Source organism: Methylobacterium sp. 001424705, from assembly GCF_059816145.1.
In genome coordinates, this window is the sequence record NZ_JCBANU010000020.1 from 92386 (window position 1) to 111544 (window position 19159).

Here is a 19159-nt window from a genome sequence, read left to right on the forward strand (position 1 = left end):
GATGGTGTGTTGTCGTACGGAGAGGCAAGAAACGGAGAAAGAATTAACTGCCCCTCGGTGATGACTGGACTCTGGCGGCGGTCGTCCTCCTTGCTCCGACCGCCTCACCGCAGACCACCGATAGATGTCAGGGTCCTGACGATGCCTGAGCGACCCGTCTTGCTGCAGCGATTTCGATGGACGCATTCGGCGAGATGGCTGAGTGCCATCAACTTGCTTGCTGTCATCGGGCTCTGCGCCGTCTCGGCCTTCATGCTTTGGCAGATGCGCCTCGATGCGGCCCGGCGCTCGGAGGTGACATCGCGAAGCCTCGTGCAGGTCCTCGGGCGGGATATCGCCCGGAACATCGAGCTCTACGATCTTTCCCTGCGGGCCGTCGTCGACGGCCTGAAGCTTCCCGAGCTTGCCCAGGCCGATCCCGAACTCCGGCAGATGATCCTGTTCGATCGCGCCGCCACGGCCGAGAATTTCGGCCACACCCTCGTGTTCGACAGAACCGGGAAGCTCATCATCAGCTCGAAATCCCTCGCCCCCGAGCCTCTGAACTACGCCGACCGCGAGTATTTCCAGTACCACGTCGCCCATCCGGGCAACGAGCTGCACATCAGCCAGCCCCTGATTTCGCGTCTCACGGGCAAGCGCGTCCTCATCATCAGCCGGCGCCTGTCGGACCCGGATGGCAGCTTCGCGGGGGTCGTCCTCGGTTCGATCTACCTCGACTACTTCCGTCAGCTGTTCGCCGCCGTCGGCGTCGATCATGCCGGCACCGTCACCCTCTACGGTCCGGGTGGCACGATCATCATGCGCGAGCCCTACGACGAGGCCACCATCGGGCGGAGCGTCTCGGCCACGGACAGCTACCGGAGGTTCTTCGATGCGCCGGAGGGTCGCTTCACCGGCCCTGCCATGGTCGGCGAGGGCAGCCGCGACTTCGTGTTCACCAAGGTCGGCGACCTGCCGCTTCACCTCAGCATCGCCGTGGCGCCGGCGGAGATCTATGCAGATTGGTGGCACCGCGCCCTGGTCCTCGGGGCGGTGGTGCTGAGCCTGTGCGCGACCACCATCGTCCTGACCTGGCTGTTCGGGCGCGAGCTGCACCAGCGCAGGGTGGCGGAGCAGGCGGCCCTCGACCTCAACGTCCAGCTGGAGAAGCTGGCCACCACCGATGCGCTGACGGGCCTCGCCAACCGGCGACGGTTCGACGATGCGCTGGAACGCGAATGGCGCCGCGCGGTCCGCAACCAGCTGCCCCTCTCGCTCCTCGTCCTCGATGCCGACTACTTCAAGGGCTACAACGACCGCTACGGGCACCAGCGGGGCGACGAGGCCCTCCGGCTGATCGCGCGCTCCATCGAGGCCAGCATCGTCAATGCCTCCGACACGGCCTGCCGCATCGGGGGTGAGGAATTCGCCGTGATCCTGCCCGAGACCGACGCGGCCGGGGCGGAGATCGTCGCCCACCGCATCCGCGAGGCCGTGGCGGGCTGGAAGATCCCGCATGCGAGCAGCCCCCTCGGGGTGCTCACGGTCAGCCTCGGCTTGGCGCAGATCCCCGAGGTCCGGGCAGCCGATCCCGCCGCCTTCGTCGAGGCGGCGGACCAGGCGCTCTACGCGGCCAAGGCGAACGGGCGCAACCAGGTGCAGGTGCGGCGCCGGGACAAGGCCGGCCTGCGCCTCGCCGCAAGCTGAACCCGGGCCCGGCGGTCGCGGAGACCTATCGCGGCCTGGTCGCCGGGGCGCCGAGTTCCCGGGCGATGCCGTCGAGCCCTTGGTCGTAGACGCCCTCGATGTCGGCCCGGGCCTCGGCCTCGCCCATGCCGGCCGGGTCGAAGGTGGCGCTCCACACCACCGTCGCGCCGGTGCCGTTCGGCCGGACCTGCAGGGTGGCGTTGTAGGCCCCTACGGGCAGGGGGCCCTCGATGAAGGCGTAGCTGTAGCTCATCCCCGCTTCGTCGCGCCGGGTCTCGGCCTCGACGAGGGTGCCGAGGCCTCCGGCGACGACGAGGCGGCGGACGGGCTCGTTGTCCTCGCGGTCGGCGTCGTCCCGGGTCCCGGAGGAGTCGCAGGCGACCACCTGCGGGTGCCACAGGGCGATGGAGCAGAAGCCGCCGATGAGCGCCCACACGGCGGCGGCCGGGGCCGGGATGTCGCGGCTGCGGGAGACCTCGATCGCGCCGGCCGGGCCGGCGAGGAGCGTGAGGGCGATTCCCAGGATGGCCTGCCGCATGATCGTCCCCCCCCTGCCCGGTCAGCGCAACCGGCCGGCGGGCGGGAAGGTTGCGCCTCGCCTCAGGGGAGGGCACCGATGTCGCGCAGGTAGGCGGCGCTCGCCGGGTGCAGCCAGCCCCGGGGCACGGCCTCGACCAGGTTGCGCGGGTCGCTGTCGCCGCCCTGTGGGTCGCTTCGCGCGAGGCTCGCCTGGCTCTGCGCCAGGGCCGCCACGAAGCGCGCCACCCGCGCGCCGTCGATGTCCGGCCGGGCGAGGACGAAGCTCCAGGAGCCCACCGTCTCGATGGGCGCATGCTGCCCGGCGAAGACGTCGGCCGGAACGGTGCGGCGGCGCAGGGATGTCCCGCGTGCCAGGATGCGGTCGATCGCGTCCGGGGCCGGCCCGAAGAAGCGGGCGCCGCCGGGGGCCTCCGCCAGCGTCCGGAAGCCCGGCCACCCGAGCCCCGCCCCCCAGAGCGCCGCGGCGCGCCCATCCTGCACCATGGCCGCCCCGTCGCCGGCCCGGTCGAGGAGGATCGGCTCGATGTCGTGGTCGGGGTCGATGCCCGAACCTGTCAGGACGGTCCGGCCCATGACGGTGAGGCCGGAGGCGTGGGTGCCGAGGACGACGCGCCGCCCCCGCAGGTCCGGCACACCGTGGATCGGGCTGGCCGCCGGAACGACGAAGAGGCCCGGCGAGGCGTTCACCGGCGCGACTACGGTGATCCGAGGCCCCGACTCGGGCTCGGCCCTGAGGGCGTCATAGGCGTAGTCGCCCTGGACCAGGGCGAGATCGACGGAGCCGCCCTTCAGGAGACCGATATTCTCGGCCGAGCCCTTGGAGGGCCGCAGGGCGATGGACAGGGCGGGATCGACCGTGCGGAGCGCCTCCACCAGGGCCTGGCCGAAGGCGGGGAACGAGCCGCCGGGCGTCGCCGTCGCCAGCACGAGCCCGCCCGGCGTGCCGGCCGATCGCACCCGCTCGGACGGGACCAGCGTCGCCGTGGCCGCGATGAGGAATGAGCGCCTGAGCATGGGTCCATCCGCTGGGTCACGGGCCGCATTCAAGCGGAGGCCACGGAGCCTGCGCAAGGGGGCGCCGCACCGGAGCCGCACCCGCGCCGAGGGAGCCAAAACCGGTCTCGGGCGCTTGTTCCGATGAGACGGGGCTCGCTGGGCCCCGCGCCCCATGCCAGCTGACGAGATCCCCATGCGGACCCGATCGAAACTCGGCCTCGCGGCCCTGGCCGTCGTTCTCCTCGGCGGCGCGGCCTTCGTGCGCTTCGTCGTCTATCCCGAGCAGGCCACGCTCGAGGCCTCGGCCGGGCAGGGCGCAAGCCCGACCCTGCCGGCGCCCAACCCGACCCTGATGCCCACCGTGAACATCGCCCGCGTCGCCCGCTGGGAGAAGGGCACCAAGCCGCAGGCCGCGGACGGTCTGCAGGTGGCGGCCTACGCGGACGGGTTCGACCATCCGCGCTGGATGTACCTGCTGCCCAACGGGGATGTGCTCGTGGCCGAGGCCAACAAGCCGCAGACCGACGACCCCTCGACCGGCGTCGCGGATTGGGTGGCCGACAAGGTGAAGAGTCTGGCCGGCGCCGGCGCGAAGAGCCCCGAGCGCATCGTCCTCCTACGGGACGCGAACGGCGACGGCGTCGCCGAGGAGCGCCACGTGCTCCTGAAGGACCTGCACTCGCCCTTCGGCATGGCGCTGGTCGGGTCGGACCTCTACGTCGCCAATGCCGATTCGCTGGTGAAGGTGCCCTACCAGGCGGGCCAGACCGAGATCACCGCGACGCCGGAGAAGGTCGTCGACCTGCCGTCCGGCATCAACCATCACTGGACCAAGAACGTCATCGCCAGCCCCGACGGGCAGAGGCTCTACGTGACCGTCGGCTCGAACAGCAATGTAGGCGAGAACGGCCTCGACAAGGAGACCGGCCGCGCGGCGATCTGGGAATACACGATACCCACCAAGCAGATGCGCGCATACGCCACCGGCCTGCGCAACCCCAACGGCCTCGGCTTCGAGCCGGTGACGGGCAAGCTCTGGACGGCGGTGAACGAGCGCGACGAGATCGGCAGCGACCTCGTACCCGACTACATCACCGCCGTGCAGGAGGGCGGCTTCTACGGCTGGCCCTACAGCTACTGGGGCAACCATGTCGATGCGCGCGTGGAGCCGCAGAGGCCCGACCTCGTCGCCAAGGCGATCGCGCCAGACTATGCGGTGGGCACCCACACCGCCTCCCTCGGCATCGCGTTCTCGCAGGGGAGCCGCCTTCCGGAGGCCTGGACGAGCGGCCTGTTCGTCGCCCAGCACGGTTCGTGGAACCGCCGGCCGAAGAGCGGCTACAAGGTGATCTACGTGCCCTTCAAGGACGGCAAGCCCAGCGGGCAGCCGGTCGACGCGCTGACCGGCTTCCTCAACGCCGACGAGAAGGCCCAGGGACGCCCCGTCGGCGTGATCCTCGACAAGACCGGCGCCCTGCTGGTCTCGGACGACGTCGGCAAGACGATCTGGCGGGTGAGCGCCTCCACCCGGACCCAGTAGGCGCCTCCAGCCGCCGTCCTGCTGAGCAGCGAAAGTCCTGATGACAGAGACCAAGACCGATCCCTCGCGGCGCGCCCTCGTTGGGCGGCCTCTCCGCCGGCATGGTGGCCGTCCTGGGACATTCCGCGGAGGCACAGGAACAGGTCGCGCAGACCGACACCGCCCCGAACCCGCCGCGTAGCCATCCGAAGACCCCCTTCGAGACGCAGCAGCAGGCCTGGCCGGGGCTGGCGGGTCGGATGGTGCCGCGCCCGAACCATGGCGAAACCAGTTACACGGGGTCCGGGCGCCTCACCGGCCGCAAGGCGCTGATCACCGGCGGCGATTCGGGCATCGGCCGTGCCGCGGCCATCGCCTATGCCCGCGAGGGCGCGGACGTGGCCATCAACTACCTGCCGGCCGAGGAGCCGGATGCGGTCGAGGGGTGGGGCTCATCCGGCAGGCCGGCCGGAAGGCGGTGATGCTGCCGGGCGACATCCGCGACGAAGGCTTCTGCCGGCGTCTGGTGGCGGACGCGGCGCGCGAACTCGGCGGCCTCGATATCCTCATCAACAACGCGGTCTACCAGAAGTCCCAGGTCTCGATCCTCGACATCACCACCGAGCAGCTCGACCAGACCTTCCGGACCAACGTCTACGCGATGTTCTGGATCACCAAGGCCGCCCTCGCCCATCTCGGGCCCGGCGCGGCGATCATCAACACCGCGTCGGTCAACGCCTACGAGCCTTCCGAGACCCTGCTCGACTACGCTGCCACCAAGGCGGTGATCGTGAACTTCTCGAAGGACCTCGCCAAGCAACTCGCGGAGAGCGGCATCCGGGTGAATGCGGTGGCCCCGGGACCGTTCTGGACTCCGCTCCAGGTCTGCGGTGGGCAGCCACCGGAAAAGCTGCCGAATTTCGGCAAGGACACGCCGATCGGGCGGCCGGGGCAGCCGGCCGAACTCGCCGGCATCTACGTCCTGCTCGCCTCCAACGAGGCGAGCTACTCCACCGGCCAGGTGTTCGGCGCCGTCGGCGGGCGCGGCGGCCCCTGAAGGCAGGAGACGCGCGGCCGGCGGGCTGAACATCCCGCCGCGCCCGCCGGTCGGCGTCGGACCCGGCGCGAGAGGGCCGGCTCGGTGGCTTCGATTCGTGAAGATGCTGATGAGCCCGAACCCCGCGCGGCAAGTTCGCCGTGCCCCCCCTTTCGACAAAGCCTTCATTCCGAACCGGTGATGCCGTTTCGGTGCCGAGGTCGCGCGCCTCGTCTACGCCGCGCGTTGCGTCAGGAGCCTGGGCGCTGAAGACCCTCGCGGCCGCGTCGGCGATCCATGGAGGCGGACGGAGACAGCGATGCCCAGAGCACGGGAGCGGCCTCCACTGGGTGATCGACAGACGCGTCGGGGACGATGCAAATCCACGCGGCCCTGCCGGCGATGGTCGCTGCCTGAAGCCGGCCGCATTCTGATTGCGACAGGCCTCAGGATGGCCTCTCGGCTCCTGTGATCCGGGTGGATCCTCCGCCGCGAATGGCTCATGAGACACCCGCAATGGTCCTGGCGCCGATGGGGCTCTTCGCGGCCCGCGAGGCTCTGCCGTCAGTCAGTGCGCGATGGCCGATGCGTCGTTGCGGCGCCGACGTCCCAGGTTGAAAATGCTGCGCTACGCGCGTCGTAACGGTGCTTCGTCGGAGGGGGCGGTGCAATCCGAAGAATGCTACGCGAGCACCGGAGGTGCGCTTTGAAAATCACCCGATGCTTGCTGAACGTGGCGATAGGGCTTCTGCTTGGTCTTATCCCGGCGGGCGCCCAACTCAACATGCGCAAATTCCTCGAAGGGCACTGGGTGGGAGAGGATCTTCAGATCCGGGTCGATCAAGATGCCGTTCAGGCGAACGACAATCCGGACAAGCCCTTCGAATGGAGTCCGCTGGTCATCAAGAACGTGACGGGCGGGATGATCGTGTTTCAGATCGGTGCTCGCCAGTACATCGGCCTGATAGAGGGTCAGCAAATGACGGTCACGATTTTAGGGTCCAGTCGCTCGTACGTCTTGACCAAGAATTCCAAGCCGTGAAGCGGCCAGCACGTTGCGAAGGATGGCCCATCGTCTGATCGGGCGGCGGGAGCTTGTCGCGAGGCTCCGCATCGCAGCTGCTGCGGCCGTGGCCCGCTTCGTTCTGCATGTGGTGCGACATGCGCCGGCACCGCCCTTCGATGGCAGGCGGTGTCGCGAAGGGTGCGGCGCAGCGGATGCATGGCCATCGGCTGACGGGGCGCTTCGCACAGCCAGGATGGGATGCTGCGGTATCGCCGCGCGTTGAATAACCGAGACGCGCGTCCCTAACCTACCGCGCCGTCGACGACGTCCGCGAAGCTCGCGGTCAAGCCCGCTCCACCAAATGCCGGGACCAAACATCTAGGGGGAGCGGTACAGACCGTAGGCGAAGAAGCATCCGGCGAAGTTGGCGTAGCCGGCCGGGCCGGCATAATCGACGATCAGCTTGTCATCGACCTTCACCTTCAGCAGACCCTCGCCACCCGCCCCATCCACGAAGTAGATGGCGACCGCGTAGGGGCGATCCCGTTTCAAGGTGAGCAGCGCCTTCGGTCCCAGATCGATATGACGGCCTTGCTCCTGCGACCCTGCTGTCGGGAAGGTTGTCAAATCGACGTAGAACACCTCTTCTCGGGAGTTCCGAGTCCTGGGCTTCATGCCGATCGCGAAGGGTGGATTGCGCCAGCGCTCACCCGGGCCGGGCCGTGAATTATACTGGCAGATCCCGCACCAATCGTGCGTCATCAGCAGGCCCGGGTGAACGGTGATCGTGAAGCTCGCTCGCATCAATTTGCCCGGAGGCCGAACATCCGCCTTGCTGACGTTGAACACCGCCATTGCCCAGGCCGGTGCGTCCTTCACCCGTCCCGCATACTGACGCGCCTCACCGCTGACAGGTCGCCCTTCTGGATGCTGAAGGTTCGAACCCTCCGGCCGTTGAGCACCCTGTCCGTGCACACCCCGCCTGTGATCGGGTGGTCGTGTCGCCAGGCCGGCAACATGAACCGTACAGCGTGTCCATCCTCACTGATGCGCTGGCCGTCGGTGTGCTCGATGATGTCGCTCATGGCGCCTCGCTATGCGTTGCTGTGAGATCAGAACACCATCGCTGGACTTGCCGTCGGCCCTATAGCTGAGTCGGCGGCCGGGTGCCGTGGCTGCCGCCGATCCCGTGGTCGCTTGCCGCGCATTGGTTGGTCCGCGCGGCTGGCCCCCGCATGTCCGCTTCGCCCTCATCGAGCCGGGCGTCGCGTGAACAGACGAGCGCGTTTCGTGATGGCTGCATCCTCGCAAGATCAAAAGGCTCTCGGACACCCGGCATAGTCCACTTATGCGACCCATGTCCCGAAGACTCAACGCCCAAGTGAGCATCCGGGTGCCATATCCTTGCCGCGCATCACCTCTGTCGACAGGGTCGACCTGCCGGCGTTTCCTCCGACGCGATTGCAGTGGGGGTCATCGAAGACCGATCCCCCACCGTCTCGAACCCCCTCGGAACTCCGGAGCGCCATGGAAACCCGAGCCCCCACCGTCCGCACCGCCATCACACACATTGGGATCAACTCGGAGGGCGCCCGCAGCTAGGCGACCAAGTTCCGGACGAAGCCGACGAGTTGGCCCCGACGCTCCAGCATGTCGTTCGTGACGAGAGCGGGCTTAAGATCCCGGGACAACAGCGATCGAAGTTCCTCCTCGGTTTCAGCGGCGTGGATGCCGATTCGCGAGCGGAGCTGGGAGACGGTCGCAAGCTGGTGATCGTTCCGATGCTCGCCGAGCGCCGCTTTCCGCGGAACGATGATGATGGGCTTGCGATACTTATACGCCTTCAACACCGTGCCCATGCCGGCGTGCGCGACGAGGACGTCGCACTTTTTCACATAGTCATCGAATTCGATTGGCGAGTAGTTGGATGCCGCCTGAATATTCCGACACGTGTAAGTTCCTACCCCTGTCTGAGCCATTACCGGCTTTCCAAGATCCGGAGCGATGTCGTCCATCATCTTGATCAGACGATCGAACGGCAGCTGGGTGCCGACTGTTACGATAATCACAGCAGCTCACCGCGATAGAAGGGACCCTTCGGCGTGGCCAAGTGTTTCCACTGCGTCAGCCATTCGTGCACGATGTAGCCTGCGAACTTTCCCGACATGGAAAGCTTCTCGACATTGGCGAAGCTGTCGATCCAGATCGTCTTGGCGCCGGTCAAGCGGCCGAGGACAAGACAGATCAGCCCAGGCGCAGCTCCGGTGGAGATGATGACGTTGGGCCGGACGTTCCGGATGATCTTGATGCACTGCCAAACGCAGGTGAGCGTATCGCCGAGACGATTCCGATTGCAGTCCTTGACCACGAATCCCTGGCGATTGGCCTGCTTGAGCAGATCTTGCGTCGTGGTCACGAACACGGCGTCCTTATCTTCGAACGCCTCTGCCACGATCTGCAATTGTTCCCAGTGACCGCCCATAGAGGCGACCGCCAAAACTCTCGTCATGATTTGCGTTCCTCTCAATCGTTGCCAAAGAGATCGCGTGTGTAGATCTTGGCTTTAACATCAATGAGGTCCGACGACAGACGGTTGGCAACGATAATATCTGACATTGCTTTGAACTGGGCCAAGTCATTGACCACAGGCGAGTTGAAGAACGTCTCGTCCGCCATGGCCGGCTCGTAGACGATGACGGAGATACCTTTCGCCTTGATACGTTTCATGACGCCTTGGACGGACGAGTCTCGGAAATTATCCGATCCATGTTTCATCGTAAGACGATGGATCCCAACAGTCTTCGGCTTGCGCGCCAGAATATCGCTTGCGATGAAATCCTTGCGGGTCGAGTTCGCGTCGACAATCGCGCGCATCAGATTTTGCGGGACATTGGTATAATTGGCCAGCAGTTGCTTGGTGTCTTTTGGGAGGCAGTAGCCGCCGTAGCCGAACGACGGATTGTTGTAGTGGCCGCCGATCCGTGGATCCAGGCTGACCCCACCAATGATCTCGCGCGAATTCAGGCCGTGCTGGGCAGCGTACGTATCGAGTTCGTTGAAGAATGCCACGCGCATGGCAAGATAAGTATTCGAGAAGAGTTTGATCGCCTCAGCTTCGCTCGAATTCGTGAAGAGAACGTCGGCGTCCTTCTTGATCGCACCTTCGCCCAGCAACTCGGCGAATTTCTCCGCGCGCCTAGAATGCTCGCCAATAATGATGCGTGACGGATAGAGGTTGTCATAGAGCGCCCTGCCTTCCCGAAGAAACTCCGGAGAAAACATGATGTTGTTCGTGTTGAAACGTTCGCGGGCCGAGGCCGTGAAGCCGACCGGAACCGTGGACTTGATCACGATTGCGGCGTTCTGGTTGACGGCCAGTACATCGCTGATTGCTGAATCGACGTGCTGGGTGTCGAAGTAGTTGGTTTCTGGATTGTAGTTGGTCGGCGTCGCAATGATCACGTAATCGGCATTATTATAGGCTTCTGTTCGATCGCCAGTTGCTTTCAAGCCTAGGCTGCGATTCGCCAGATAGTCCTCGACCTCAGTGTCCACGATGGGAGAGGTCTTTTGATTCAACATTTCAACCTTGGATGGAACGACATCGAAGGCGACAACATCATTGTGCTGAGCTAGGAGAATGGCATTTGAAATACCGACATATCCAAGACCCGCGACGGCCACCTTCATCAGGCTCACCTTCCAATTCGTTCCAGCAAGCGCGATCAATAGTTTATTGCGCCGCAATACTCAAGCGCGGGGCCTTCGGAGAGTGTCCTGCTCCCCTCTCATCACGCCTTCTCCCGGCAGTCTCGGCGTGAGGTGTTGCAGGGCGTGAGCAGGCGGACGAGGCACCGCGATCTGTTTCGCGAATGCCTCTTCGCGTACGGAGAGGCGGGTCCGCGCACAACCGCCACGCGGGCCATGCCGCATCCCGGTAGCGGGCGATCTGCAGGGTTGGAAAAGGCCTGATGGCGTGCGCGTTGCGCGTCGAAACGGAATGCTTCGCCTCGTCGCTGTGACGCCTGACGCGCCGCTGAGGTGGGGGCTTTGCCGGCAAATCGCGGACCGAATGCCCTGGCTGGTCGGTGGCGCCCTGACGGCGCGAGGCGCTTATGCACGATGTCAGGAGTTGCACGGGCCGCGTCGCGGCCGATCCCATCCGGCATCGACCGCGAAGCTGAGGCCGGCGCCGCGCCCGTGTCTCCGTATCCGGCGGCTTTGCGCTTGGCCGACCATCCCGGTTAGCCCGGTTCGGAGCTGGCCGGTCCGGATCCCTCTGACGGAGCGCACCGGCACCCGCGCGGCCTCTCCGCCAGGCCTGCACGCTGACGGACGGGGTTCGCGCCGCGCCGGCCACCCGGACTGCTTGCAGCGGAGCCGAGGCCTCCGGACGCGTTCGGGGCTGGGCGACGGCTCCCGGCCTACTACTCCATGGTGGGCATGACGAAGTCGGCGCCGGCGCGGATGCCGGTGGGCCAGCGGGTCGTGATGGTCTTCAGGCGCGTGTAGAAGCGGACGCCCTCGGGGCCGTGCATGTGGTGGTCGCCGAACAGCGAGGCCTTCCAGCCGCCGAAGGAGTGGAACGCCATCGGCACCGGGATCGGCACGTTGATGCCCACCATGCCGACCTCGATCCCGTGGGCGAACTCGCGGGCCGCGTCGCCGTCGCGGGTGAAGATCGCCGTGCCGTTGCCGAACTCGTGCTCGTTGATGAGCTTGGCCGCCGTGGCGTAGTCCGGCGCCCGGGTGATCGCCAGGACGGGCCCGAAGATCTCTTCCCGGTAGATCGACATCTCCGGGGTGACCCGGTCGAACAGGGTGCCGCCGAGGAAGTAGCCGCCCTCGTAGCCCTGCAGGCTCAGGCCGCGCCCGTCGACGAGGAGCTCGGCGCCTTCCGCCACGCCCGCATCGATGTAGCCGCTCACCTTGTCGCGGTGCACCTTCGTCACGAGGGGGCCCATCTCCGAGTCCGGGTCCGTGCCCGGCCCGACCTTCAGCGCCCGCACCTTCGGGATGAGCTTGGCCACCAGCGCGTCGGCGGTCTTCTCACCCACGGGCACGGCCACCGAGATCGCCATGCAGCGCTCGCCGGCCGAGCCGTAGGCCGCGCCCATCAGCGCGTCGACCGCCTGGTCCATATCGGCGTCCGGCATGACGATCATGTGGTTCTTGGCGCCGCCCAGCGCCTGGGCGCGCTTCCCGTTGGCGGTGGCGGTGGCGTAGATATAGCGGGCGATCGGGGTCGAGCCGACGAAGCTCACCGCCGCGATGTCGGGGTGATGCAGGAGGGCGTCGACCGCCTCCTTGTCGCCGTGGACCACGCTGAACACGCCGTCCGGCAGGCCGGCCTCCTTGAGCCAGGCGGCGACCAGCAGCGCGGGCGAGGGATCGCGCTCGGAGGGCTTCAGGACGAAGCAGTTGCCGCAGGCCAGCGCCACCGGAAACATCCACATCGGCACCATGACGGGGAAATTGAACGGCGTGATGCCGGCGACCACGCCCAGCGGCTGGCGCAGGGCATGGCTGTCGACGCGGGTGCCGACGTTCTCGGTGACCTCGCCCTTGAGAAGCTGGGGAATGCCGGTGGCGAACTCCACCACCTCGAGCCCGCGCTGGATCTCGCCCTTGGCGTCGGAGAGCACCTTGCCGTGCTCGGCGGTGATCAGGGCGGCGAGTTCGTCGGTGCGCTCTTCGGCGATGCGCAGGAAGGCGTTGAGGATGCGGGCGCGGCGAAGCGGCGTGGTGTGGGCCCAGGCGTGGGCGACCGCCTTGGCGGCCGCCACCGCCGCGTTGACGTCCGCCGAGTTGGCCAGAGCGACCCGGCCGGTCTCCTCGCCGGTGGCGGGATTGTAGACCGGCGCGGTCCGGGTGCTGGTGCCGGCGACGGTCCGGCCGCCGATGAAGTGGGAGATCGCGGTGGGCATCGAGAATCCTGACGGAGGGGGAGTGGAACGATTCAGGCGGCGCGGGCGATGGCGTCGCCGAGGATCGACGCCATGGTGTCGATCTGGTCGCGCTCGACGATCAGCGGCGGCGACAGGGCGACGATGTCGCCGGTGACCCGGACGAGAAGACCGCGCTCGAAGCAGTCGACGAAGACGTCGTAGGCTCGCGCCCCGGGGGCTCCGGGCCGGGACGCCAGTTCGATGCCGGCGACGAGGCCGATGGTGCGGATGTCGATGACGTGGCTGGCACCCCGCAGGTCGTGCATGGCGCTGGCCCAATCCTCGGCGAGCTCCGCTCCGCGGGTGAGCAGACCCTCCTGGGCGTAGATGTCGAGGGTGGCGAGGCCCGCCGCGCAGGCGACCGGGTGGCCCGAATAGGTGTAGCCGTGGAACAGCTCGATCACCGCCTCCGGGCCGTGCATCAGCGCATCGTGGACGCGCCGCGCGCAGAAGACCGCGCCCATCGGCAGGGCGCCGTTGGTGAGGCCCTTGGCAGTGGTGACGAGGTCGGGGATCACGCCGAAGTAATCCGTCGCGAAGGGCGTCCCGAGGCGGCCGAAGCCGGTGATGACCTCGTCGAAGATCAGCAGGATGCCGTGCCGGTCGCAGATCGCGCGCAGGCGCTCCAGATAGCCCGTCGGCGGCAGGAGGACGCCAGTGGAGCCGGCCACCGGCTCGACGATGCAGGCCGCGATGGTCTCGGCCCCGTGCAGGGCGACGAGGCGTTCGAGGTCGTCGGCGAGTTCCGCCCCGTGCGCGGGCAGGCCCTTCGAGAAGGCGTTGCGCTCGGGATCATGGGTGTGGCGCAGGTGGTCGATGCCCGGCAGCAGCGGAAAGACGCGGCGGTTGTTGACGAGGCCGCCCACGGAGATGCCGCCGAAGCCGACGCCGTGGTAACCGCGCTCGCGCCCGATCAGTTTGGTGCGCGTGCCCTGGCCGATGGCGCGCTGGTAGGCCAGCGCGATCTTGAGGGCGGTGTCGACCGATTCGGAACCGGAGCCGGTAAAGAACACCCGGTCGAGCCCGGCCTCCGGGCCGCCCGGCGCGATGGCGGCGAGGCGCTCGGCGAAGTCGAACGCCGCCGGATGGCCCATCTGGAATGAGGGCGCGAAGTCGAGGGTGGTGAGCTGGCGCTCGACCGCCGAGGCGATGCCCTGGCGTCCGTGCCCGGCATTCACGCACCAGAGGCCGGCCGTGCCGTCGAGGACGCTGCGCCCGTCCGTGGCCGTGTAGTGCATGCCCTTGGCCGAGGCGAGCAGGCGGGGCGCCGCCTTGAACTGCCGGTTGGCGGTGAACGGCATCCAGTAGGCATCGAGCCCGGGGGCATTGGCTGCGGGGTGGTGGTCCATGGCAATCTTCAACCCAGAGATGTCGCTGTGCTCGGAAGAAGCGCCGATTGCGACGCCCGGACAAGTCCTTTTCTGCACGCAACGAAGTGCTTGAAAAGGCAAGGGCCGTGCGGGCAATGTCGGTGAATCCTGAACATCCCTAACGGGCGTTCCGCCCCAGGGGCCGACTCACGGGTTTTGATGAGCATCGATCTCGGCGCGCGCCTGCGCTTCGTCCGCACCGCCCATGGCCTGTCGCAGCGGGCGCTCGCCAAGCGCACCGGTGTCCCGAACTCGACGATCTCGTTGATCGAGTCGAACGGTGTGAACCCCTCCGTGGGCGCCCTCAAGCGCATCCTGGACGGCATTCCCATCGGCCTGTCGGAGTTCTTCGCCGTGGAGCCGGAGCGCTCGCGCAAGGCGTTCTACCGGGCCGACGAACTCACCGAGATCGGCCGGGGGCCGATCTCCTACCGGCAGGTCGGCGACAACCTGTTCGGGCGCAGCCTGCAGTTGTTGAGGGAGCGCTACGAACCCGGCGCCGATACCGGCCGGGTGCCCCTGGTCCATGACGGCGAGGAGGGCGGCATCGTCCTGTCCGGCCGCCTGGAGGTGACGGTCGATTCGGAGCGTCGCATCCTCGGACCGGGCGATGCCTATTCCTTCGACAGCCGCCGGCCTCATCGCTTCCGATGCGTCGGCCCCGTCGCCTGCGAGGTGGTGAGCGCTTGCACGCCGCCGACCTTCTGAAGGTGACGTCGTCCGGCGAACGGCCTGGGGGGAAATCTCCCCACTGGCCGCGGACCTGCGATCTGGTATACCACGGATAGACAGACGCTCGGGAGCGCCGCATGACCATCCTCTTCAGCCACGAGGCCGCCCTCGGGCACCAGACCCCGCATGGGCATCCGGAGCGGCCGGAGCGCATGCAGGCGGTCAAGGATGCCCTCGCGACGGAGGCCTTCGCGGCCCTCGACCGCCGGGCGCCGGAACCCGCGAGCCTGGAGACCGTGGCGCTGGCCCATCCCGAGGAATGGGTCCGGGCCATGGTGGCGGCCGCCCCCGCCGAGGGACTGGTCCACGTCGATTCCGATACCGTGCTGTCGCCCGGCACCATCGAATGCGTCCTGCGCGGGGTCGGGGCGGCGGTCCAGGGGGTCGACGCGGTGATGACGGGCCAGGCTCGCACGGCGTTCTCAGCCATGCGCCCACCGGGCCACCACGCCGAGCGCACCCGCGCCATGGGGTTCTGCCTGTTCAACAATGCGGCGGTCGCGGCCCGCCATGCCAAGGCCGCCTACGGGGCGGAGCGGGTGGCCATCGTCGACTGGGACGTGCACCACGGCAACGGAACCCAGGACATCTTCTGGGCGGACCCCTCGGTGCTGTTCTGCTCCACCCACCAGATGCCGCTCTATCCCGGCACCGGCGCGGTCTCGGAGGCCGGCGACCACGACACCATCGTCAACGCTCCCCTGAAGCCCGGCGCCGACGGCGAGCGCTTTCGTGAGGCGTTCACCGCGCGCATCCTGCCGCGCCTCACGGATTTCCGGCCCGACCTGATCATCATCTCGGCGGGCTTCGATGCCCATTGGCGCGATCCCCTGGCCAACCTGATGCTGGAGGCGGAGGACTTCGCCTGGGCCACGCGCCAGGTGATGGAGATCGCGGGGCAGACCTGCGACGGGCGCATCGTTTCCCTGCTGGAGGGCGGCTACGATCTGAAGGGCCTCGCCGAATCCACGGCGGCGCACGTGGCCGCGCTCATGGAGTCGTGAGGCGCAAAAACCCATGACCGCGTCCCGGCCCGGGCTTTCCGCCGGGCGTGCCTGACCCACCTATGTGCCGATGCTGAACGATCGCCGCCTCGCGCGCCTGACCGCCCGTGCCCTCCAGACCTCCCACGGGCGCCCGGGCCAAGACCGCCCCGGGCTTCGCAAGATCGTCAGCTGGAACCTCCTGCGGCGGGTCGGCGCGAATGTCGCCGGAATCGCGACGCTGATCGAGCGCGAGCAGCCCGACCTCGTGCTGATGCAGGAGGCGACCAAGGATATCGAGGCCCTGCAGGCCAAGGTCGGCGGCCACTACGCCTGGGCCCAGATGCCCGGGCGCATCCACGGCCTCGCGGTCTGGAGCCCGACGCCCTTCGCCACCCCCCCGAAGGCCATCGAGCTTCCCGCCGGCGCGATGTTCGACCGGGTGAGCCAGGTGATCGATCTCGGTGAATTCGGCGTCGCCAACGTCCACCTCTCGCACGGGCAGATGCTCAACCGGCGGCAGTTGCGCTGCATCGAGCAGAGCCTGCCGGACCGGGCCGCCGTCATCGGCGACTACAACCTGGTGGGGCCGACGCTCCTGCCGGGGTTCCGCGACGTCGGCCCACGCCTGCCGACCCACGCCATGGCGCGGGTGGTGCCCCTGCGGCTCGACCGCTGCCTCGTGCGCGGATTGACCTGCCACGGGCGCAGCGTGCTGCCGCGCGGCGCCTCGGATCACCGGCCGATCATCGTGCACCTGGCTCCCACCCACGAGATCATCCTGAAGGACACCGCGGAGCCGGAGCGCATCAAAGGTATGGCAGGAGTAATCGGACGCCTGCGTCGCGCAGCCGGACGGGGAGACCGCGCCGGGACAGGTGCTCGCGCGTCAGCCGGACGCTCATCTTCTCCTGCATGAACGCGTCGAGGTGTCGGGCGAGCCCGGAATCATAGACCTCGACGTTCAGCTCGAAATTCAGGCGGAAGCTGCGGGTGTCCCAGTTGGCGCTCCCGATGAAGCACCAGGCATCGTCGATCACGAGGAGCTTGGCATGGTCGAAGGGTGGGTCGTCGAGCCAGATCCGGACGTCGCTGCGCAGGAGGGGGTCCACATGGGCCCGGGTCGCCCAGTCGACCACCGCGTGGTCGCTGGCCATGGGAATGATGACGTCCACCGTCAGGCCGCGCAGGGCCGCCAGCGACAGGGCGCTCACCAGCACCTCGCTCGGCAGGAAGTAGGGCGTCATCAGGCGGATGCTGGTCCGGGCGCAGGTGATCGCCTCGAGCACCACGAGTTCGATCTTGCGCAGGTCCGCGTCCGGCCCCGAACTGACGACCCGGGCCTGCGTCTCGCCCCGCGCGGCGAGGGGCGGAAACCAAGCGGGGCCGTCCAGCTCCTGGTCCATCACGAAGGCCCAGTCGCTGGCGAAGGCCGCCGTAAGCTGGGTCACGACCGGCCCCTCGATCCGGAAATGGACGTCGCGTACCGGTTCCGGCGGATGGGTCGCCACCCGGTTCTCGTCGGCGATGTTGATGCCGCCCGTGAAAGCGAGGGTTCCGTCGAGGATGAGCAGCTTCTTGTGGGTGCGCAGGTTCAGGAACGGCATCCGCCAGGGCAGGACCGAGTGCATGAACCGGCCGACCGGCACGCCCCGCCGCCGCAGGCCGCCATAGACCGCGGCGAAGAAGTAGCCGCTGCCGATGCCGTCCACCAGAACCCGGACGGCGACGCCCCGGTGATGGGCATCCTCCAGTGCGTCGAGGAAGGCTCGGCCGATCTCATCCTTGCGGAAGATGTAGCTCGACAGGGCGACGGAGTGCCGGGCCTCGCGAATGGCGGCCAGCATCGCCGGATAGACCGTATCGCCGTTGCGCAGCGGCATGATCCGGTTGCCCGCTTCCAGCGGAAGGCTGGTGATGCGCCGGACTGCCTGGTCGAGGGGCTGGAACCGCTCCGGCAGAACGGGAGGCGGAGCCGGGCCACCCGCGCGCCGCGGGCTCGCTTGAGAGGGCTTGATGCCGAGCTTCTGCGCCCGTCGGGTGACCCGATTGACCCCGAGCAGGGCATAGAGCGCGCTGCCGAAGAGGGGGGCCAGCCAGACCAGGCCGATCCAGCCGATGGCCGCCCCGACCTCCCGCTTGCGCAGGAGGACATGGATGCTGACGAGGCCCGAGAGGGTGGCACCGAGAACCCAGAAGACCTCGGTCCGGATCGACGTCAGGGCGCCGATCCATGAGAGCAATGCCTGTTCCAACGCCGCTCCCGCTTCGCGATACCCTGGCGGCATACGCCAAGGTCGGTCGGAGCACCACGAGCGAGCACGGAATTTTGAGCCGGCATGGCTCAGCAATCTCCAGCGCTTTCGCAACGGATGAGCCATATGTTCCGCGCCCCAGCACTACTTGGACACTTCAACCTCTGAGGGGAGTTTGAAGCGCCTTCGACATCGCGGGCACAGGACGGGTGGGACGAGTCTAGCGAACACCGGTCCGACGATGGCCCGCCCGGCGGGCAGGCTGAGTGCGGGCGTCAAACCCGGAAGGGGGGGCGTCATTTTTTCCCGCCTCGTCCGACGATGCTCGGCGAGGCGCAGGTTCTGCAGGTAGGTGCAGGCGATACACAACATCAGCGCGTGTCGATGGAGCCCCGTCCAGGAGCGTTCCTGGAAATGATCGAGGCCGAGTTCTTCCTTGAACTGCTGGTGGGCCTGCTCGCAGATCCCGGGAGCCTTGATCGTGCCTGCCAGCGTGCGGCGCGACGTGTCGGGTGGCAGGTTCGACAGGTCATATTTGCGCTCGCCCGACGAGAGCGACTCGCCCACGAGCCAGACCTCCTCGCCCGGCAGATGCCGGTTTTTGCCCCAGACCGGACCGTCGCCGGCCCGCACCCGGATGGCGGCGAACCGGGCCGAGAGCTTGCCCTTGGTACCCTAGCGCCAGGGCAGATCGGCCCGCATGGCCTCAGCGTCCTGCGACTCCTGGTTCGGCATGGGCCTGCGGGGGCGACCCGTCGTCGGTGCGAGCCGTACGTCGGACCCGTAGACCTTCTGGTTCCTGACAATGCCCATTGCTCAGCGCAAGTCCCGCACATTCGGTCCGTGACGGAAGGCGGCGCTGATACCGCAGCCGGCCTCCGCCAGCAGCGTGCCGAAGCACAGACCCTCCGCCCTCGGGCGATCGAGTTCGGACAACGCGATCTCGCCCTTGCTCCGTGGCACGGTCGCTGGCTCGGGCACATCGGCCTGCACGCACTGCTGTGGATCGCTCGCTCGGGCCGCGGGTAGTGACAGGCTTAAAGCCACCAGCACGGGCACCTCGCCCTGCGCCAGGGTAAGCGAGA

The 19159-nt window shown here is 67.6% G+C and carries 16 protein-coding genes and 2 pseudogenes; 7 read left to right on the plus strand and 11 right to left on the minus strand.

Annotated elements, in window-relative coordinates:
• Positions 1 to 213: 213 nt before the first annotated feature.
• Positions 214 to 1689 carry a sensor domain-containing diguanylate cyclase gene (locus AC6EUL_RS15725; protein WP_499871169.1) on the plus strand — a complete coding sequence of 492 codons (1476 nt, stop codon included), beginning with the start codon at positions 214 to 216 and terminating at the stop codon, positions 1687 to 1689.
• A 25-nt stretch (positions 1690 to 1714) separates the two neighbouring features.
• On the opposite strand, the gene AC6EUL_RS15730 is transcribed toward AC6EUL_RS15725, so the two are convergent.
• Complete coding sequence (locus AC6EUL_RS15730; protein ID WP_056276587.1) at positions 1715 to 2227, minus strand: SRPBCC family protein; 513 nt, start codon at positions 2225 to 2227, stop codon at positions 1715 to 1717.
• 62 nt (positions 2228 to 2289) lie between these two features.
• Complete coding sequence (locus tag AC6EUL_RS15735) at positions 2290 to 3243, minus strand: TAXI family TRAP transporter solute-binding subunit (RefSeq protein ID WP_499871172.1); 954 nt, start codon at positions 3241 to 3243, stop codon at positions 2290 to 2292.
• Between the two features lie 175 nt (positions 3244 to 3418).
• Here AC6EUL_RS15735 and AC6EUL_RS15740 point away from each other — a divergent pair, with 175 nt between their 5' ends.
• The 3 genes and pseudogenes from AC6EUL_RS15740 (at position 3419) to AC6EUL_RS15750 (ending at position 6822) form a co-directional block, all read left to right on the plus strand.
• Positions 3419 to 4765 carry a PQQ-dependent sugar dehydrogenase gene (locus AC6EUL_RS15740; protein ID WP_499871174.1) on the plus strand — a complete coding sequence of 449 codons (1347 nt, stop codon included), beginning with the start codon at positions 3419 to 3421 and terminating at the stop codon, positions 4763 to 4765.
• Between the two features lie 101 nt (positions 4766 to 4866).
• A pseudogene (locus AC6EUL_RS15745) lies at positions 4867 to 5801 on the plus strand (SDR family oxidoreductase).
• 685 nt (positions 5802 to 6486) lie between these two features.
• Positions 6487 to 6822, plus strand: a complete 336-nt coding sequence (locus AC6EUL_RS15750; protein WP_499871176.1) for a hypothetical protein — start codon at positions 6487 to 6489, stop codon at positions 6820 to 6822.
• A gap of 342 nt (positions 6823 to 7164) precedes the next feature.
• Here AC6EUL_RS15750 and AC6EUL_RS15755 read toward each other — a convergent pair whose 3' ends face one another.
• The 7 genes from AC6EUL_RS15755 to aptA form a co-directional block, all read right to left on the minus strand.
• Positions 7165 to 7641, minus strand: coding sequence for a hypothetical protein (locus AC6EUL_RS15755; protein WP_499871177.1), 477 nt, complete (start codon positions 7639 to 7641; stop codon positions 7165 to 7167).
• 20 nt (positions 7642 to 7661) lie between these two features.
• Complete coding sequence (locus AC6EUL_RS15760; RefSeq protein WP_499871179.1) at positions 7662 to 7871, minus strand: hypothetical protein; 210 nt, start codon at positions 7869 to 7871, stop codon at positions 7662 to 7664.
• A 513-nt stretch (positions 7872 to 8384) separates the two neighbouring features.
• Positions 8385 to 8855, minus strand: coding sequence for a glycosyltransferase (locus AC6EUL_RS15765; RefSeq protein WP_499871181.1), 471 nt, complete (start codon positions 8853 to 8855; stop codon positions 8385 to 8387).
• Complete coding sequence (locus AC6EUL_RS15770; protein ID WP_499871183.1) at positions 8852 to 9295, minus strand: glucuronosyltransferase; 444 nt, start codon at positions 9293 to 9295, stop codon at positions 8852 to 8854. Before AC6EUL_RS15770 ends, AC6EUL_RS15765 begins: the two co-directional genes overlap by 4 nt.
• 14 nt (positions 9296 to 9309) lie before the next feature.
• Positions 9310 to 10476, minus strand: coding sequence for a nucleotide sugar dehydrogenase (locus AC6EUL_RS15775; protein WP_499871195.1), 1167 nt, complete (start codon positions 10474 to 10476; stop codon positions 9310 to 9312).
• 737 nt (positions 10477 to 11213) lie between these two features.
• Positions 11214 to 12713, minus strand: a complete 1500-nt coding sequence (locus AC6EUL_RS15780; protein ID WP_499871185.1) for a CoA-acylating methylmalonate-semialdehyde dehydrogenase — start codon at positions 12711 to 12713, stop codon at positions 11214 to 11216.
• 32 nt (positions 12714 to 12745) lie between these two features.
• A complete protein-coding gene (gene aptA / locus AC6EUL_RS15785; protein ID WP_056219564.1) occupies positions 12746 to 14083 on the minus strand; it encodes an omega-aminotransferase AptA in 1338 nt (445 codons plus the stop codon).
• 180 nt (positions 14084 to 14263) lie between these two features.
• On the opposite strand from aptA, the gene AC6EUL_RS15790 reads away from it, so the two are divergent.
• From AC6EUL_RS15790 to AC6EUL_RS15800, 3 genes are all read left to right on the plus strand, one after another.
• Positions 14264 to 14812 carry a cupin domain-containing protein gene (locus AC6EUL_RS15790; protein WP_056219567.1) on the plus strand — a complete coding sequence of 183 codons (549 nt, stop codon included), beginning with the start codon at positions 14264 to 14266 and terminating at the stop codon, positions 14810 to 14812.
• Between the two features lie 101 nt (positions 14813 to 14913).
• Positions 14914 to 15840, plus strand: a complete 927-nt coding sequence (locus AC6EUL_RS15795; RefSeq protein ID WP_056497195.1) for a histone deacetylase family protein — start codon at positions 14914 to 14916, stop codon at positions 15838 to 15840.
• A gap of 70 nt (positions 15841 to 15910) precedes the next feature.
• Positions 15911 to 16738 carry an endonuclease/exonuclease/phosphatase family protein gene (locus AC6EUL_RS15800; RefSeq protein WP_056275766.1) on the plus strand — a complete coding sequence of 276 codons (828 nt, stop codon included), beginning with the start codon at positions 15911 to 15913 and terminating at the stop codon, positions 16736 to 16738.
• Here AC6EUL_RS15800 and AC6EUL_RS15805 read toward each other — a convergent pair.
• Both AC6EUL_RS15805 and AC6EUL_RS15810 read right to left on the minus strand, forming a co-directional pair.
• On the minus strand, positions 16629 to 18074 hold the full coding sequence (locus tag AC6EUL_RS15805) for a phospholipase D-like domain-containing protein (RefSeq protein WP_499871188.1): 1446 nt from the start codon (positions 18072 to 18074) through the stop codon (positions 16629 to 16631). The two genes, AC6EUL_RS15800 and AC6EUL_RS15805, sit on opposite strands and share 110 nt — an antisense overlap.
• 220 nt (positions 18075 to 18294) lie before the next feature.
• Positions 18295 to 19159, minus strand: a pseudogene (locus tag AC6EUL_RS15810) (IS701 family transposase); the annotation flags it as partial.